4 protein-coding genes and 1 pseudogene are annotated in these 2,274 nt (G+C 39.5%); all 5 read right to left on the minus strand.

The window, feature by feature from the left end; all coding sequences use genetic code 11:
• Positions 1–84 precede the first annotated feature (84 nt).
• Positions 85–612 (minus strand): SMI1/KNR4 family protein, encoded by a 528-nt coding sequence (locus tag EAE89_RS22625; RefSeq protein ID WP_214086631.1) that lies wholly within the window; start codon positions 610–612, stop codon positions 85–87.
• A 14-nt stretch (positions 613–626) separates the two neighbouring features.
• Entirely contained in the window at positions 627–839 is a 213-nt protein-coding gene (locus EAE89_RS24080; protein ID WP_149617306.1) for an HNH endonuclease, read from the minus strand.
• Positions 840–916: 77 nt separating this feature from the next.
• A complete protein-coding gene (locus EAE89_RS22635) occupies positions 917–1,162 on the minus strand; it encodes an RHS repeat-associated core domain-containing protein (protein ID WP_244866735.1) in 246 nt (81 codons plus the stop codon).
• A gap of 207 nt (positions 1,163–1,369) precedes the next feature.
• Positions 1,370–1,681, minus strand: a complete 312-nt coding sequence (locus EAE89_RS22640) for a DUF7716 domain-containing protein (RefSeq protein ID WP_214086632.1) — start codon at positions 1,679–1,681, stop codon at positions 1,370–1,372.
• 9 nt (positions 1,682–1,690) lie between these two features.
• Positions 1,691–2,152 (minus strand): annotated as a pseudogene (locus EAE89_RS22645) (HNH endonuclease); the annotation flags it as partial.
• Positions 2,153–2,274: the final 122 nt, after the last annotated feature.

The following is a 2,274-nucleotide window of genomic DNA, read 5'->3' on the forward strand; positions in this document are numbered from 1 at the left end:
GGGGGCAAACAAGATTCTATCAATATCCAAGCATCATCAGAAATGTCGTAACGTGCCACTATTTTGTTCCTGCATCGAAATCAATCAGATAATAATACTATTAATTGATATTAAGGGACACAGCCTAGTATTTTCGATAATGCACTTTAAAAATGAACCAAATGAATCAGATATTTTATATAAATGTCCACACTCATCCACTTCTTCGAAGTCGTAATCTTGTGCATCATCCTCTACATGTAAATGTGTCCTATCCCAATAATAAACTCCATTATTATTTTCACTGCAAACTAAGACATAAAAATTATCACCCGGGTCTGACCCAATAATAAAGCTAGAGCCAGTGAAAGATATCTCATCCAAATAATCATCATTATTTTCAATGAGATCAAAATTTTTATTAATAAACGCAAGCCCAAACAAAGCATGAAATGATATATAACCATTATCTACCTTGCTATAAGGAAGATCACAGAACTCTGGCTCTCTAATAATCAACCCATTCTTTTTATTTAGAAAATCAGCATACTCTTTTGGAAAGGAAATTGAATACTTATTTTCAATTTCAATAATCTTTTCATTATTCAAGCCCTCACCATATACGATTGGCATAATTCCTCCGATAATTAACACTTATTCTTGATCTTTGATACACCGCCTCTATGAGTAAAGGGTTTGTGTATGTTTTTAGGAACTTCTTGCATTGTTCTTCCATTTTCATGGTGATGCCAAGTATTCAAATCATAATTAGCTTTCCCTTTTGGCGCAGCAGCATCGGCTTTACCAAAGTCTCCACTTGCTGAATGACCGTGGTTACCTTTCAGATCTGGAATATCCACACGTTGCCTTTCATACGGAGAAAAGTCAGGGTATCCATTTGGATAACGAACGACATACCGGAGGCATCTTTATATACTCACGTTTTCGAGTCCATTTCTTGCCAGACGGTTCCGCCTTTTTTATTTACCCATTTACCGACATCCGGTGAGTTCATCGGTTTTCCGGTTAACCCCCACGGGTCGATCCACATCATCGGATTGGGCGCATAAGTGTATAGGTTTATGCCCCCTGTCAACCCCAGAGGATCGGGTGTGATAAACCGGCCAATCTCCGGGGCATAATATCGATACGTATTAAAATACAGCCGGTTTACTCGTATCATCCTGATACTCACCCTTTCAGGGTAGCGCTACCGCGCTATTCAAATTTGTTACCAACAAATTTGTCTTTGTCAAAATATTGTCCTGCATAGCGCAGGTTTTGCCTGACACATAAGATAAAGCTGTGGATACAGGAGATGATTAAACAACTATGGCACGAGATAACCATGAAGCACAGTGGGAAGCTTTCTTTGAGCTTCCCGTCTGATTTAATCCAAGAAATCATCTTCTTCGAGATAATAAACCACAGCTTCTAACAATTCATCACGGGTTGCGTTGGGGTGATGCTCTAGTTTGTTGTTAATAATAGCTTTGAAAGTGGGATATTCTAACCAACTTTTATATTTATCTTCCATTTCATACATATCCTCATCTTCTTCCTCTGTATCTGGAAGATAATAATTCGCATTATTAATATAACTAGAGTTGCTAATATAATCAGCATCAACAAAAAAACCACCAATACCAGGAAGTTCTTCATATATTGCTAATAAGCTATCAAAACCATTAATCATTTTCATAATTTCACCTTATCTGCGACATTTATCGCCGCCTCCCCATTTTTTTCTCCCCCCAGAACCATCTGGGTGGTATATTTTGTGATAGGATTTATGGTCATTGTAATCAACTAGGCTTAATTTCCCCGACGTATTTTCATGATGCCAAGTCATATTTGGAGGAGAATATCTACTGAAATTCCCTCTGGAATTAGGCTGAACATGTTCAACTACCCCAGGATATTTAGTCTGCATCTCACGTCTGAATGCCGGATCGCGCTGCATTCTTTCGTACACAGATTGGTTGCCCCGTTTAAAGTGCTGACCATCAGATAGTTGATATTCCGATGAATTCAGGGTGTGTTCATGGAAGACATGGTATTTCCCTAAACTCCGTTGTCCCTCACCCTTGTATAACCCCCACGGATCGATCCAACTCATTGGGTTAGGCGCGTAAGTATATAAGTTTAATCCACCTGCTAATCTAATGGGGTCTTAGGGACTATCCCGACGCCATCATACGGTTGAGCGGACCTTTCCCCCTGATTTAGCAGCCTTTTTCTTCGCCAGCTTTTCCCATCCTGTTAAAGAGCATGCCAACTGGCCCCGACGAGCAC

The sequence above is a fragment of the Photorhabdus heterorhabditis genome (genome assembly GCF_018448905.1).
GTDB classification, from domain to species: domain Bacteria; phylum Pseudomonadota; class Gammaproteobacteria; order Enterobacterales; family Enterobacteriaceae; genus Photorhabdus; species Photorhabdus heterorhabditis.

What these genes read in the sequence shown, in the direction of transcription:
- EAE89_RS22640 (WP_214086632.1), bottom strand. Translation starts at nt 1,681, where the DNA reads ATGAAAATGATTAATGGTTTTGATAGCTTATTAGCAATATATGAAGAA.
- EAE89_RS22635 (WP_244866735.1), bottom strand. Translation starts at nt 1,162, where the DNA reads ATGATACGAGTAAACCGGCTGTATTTTAATACGTATCGATATTATGCC.
- EAE89_RS22625 (WP_214086631.1), bottom strand. Translation starts at nt 612, where the DNA reads ATGCCAATCGTATATGGTGAGGGCTTGAATAATGAAAAGATTATTGAA.